Source organism: Bradyrhizobium uaiense, from assembly GCF_010811875.1.
Classification (GTDB): domain Bacteria; phylum Pseudomonadota; class Alphaproteobacteria; order Rhizobiales; family Xanthobacteraceae; genus Bradyrhizobium; species Bradyrhizobium uaiense.
Genome location: NZ_VKHP01000711.1, coordinates 1 through 255, shown reverse-complemented (window position 1 = coordinate 255; position 255 = coordinate 1). Strand labels below are relative to the sequence as shown.

Genomic DNA, 255 nt, shown 5'->3' with positions numbered 1-255 from the left:
CAGCGATTTCAGTAATTCCGGGACAGGGATTCCGCTAAATCGCGGACAGTTGCGGGAGGTTGGTTTTCGGGAGCGCCGTTCAGGCAATGTTCTCTCTCAAGCTGAGTTTGCGAGGGGCAATGCCGAGACGGAAGCAAGCGAAACGAACCACTGTGAAGGACCTACGATCGATCCTGAGGCTGACGTACGAGCAGGAGCTGTCGGTTCGGGAGATCTCGGAGCGGCTGCAGATCAGCAAGAGCTCGGTTGCCACCT

Annotated in this window: 1 protein-coding gene; it reads left to right on the top strand. The window is 57.3% G+C overall.

The features are described 5' to 3' along the window. Positions 1 to 119 precede the first annotated feature (119 nt). A partial coding sequence (locus FNJ47_RS53545; RefSeq protein WP_283811406.1) for a sigma factor-like helix-turn-helix DNA-binding protein occupies positions 120 to 255 on the top strand: 136 nt, incomplete at its 3' end.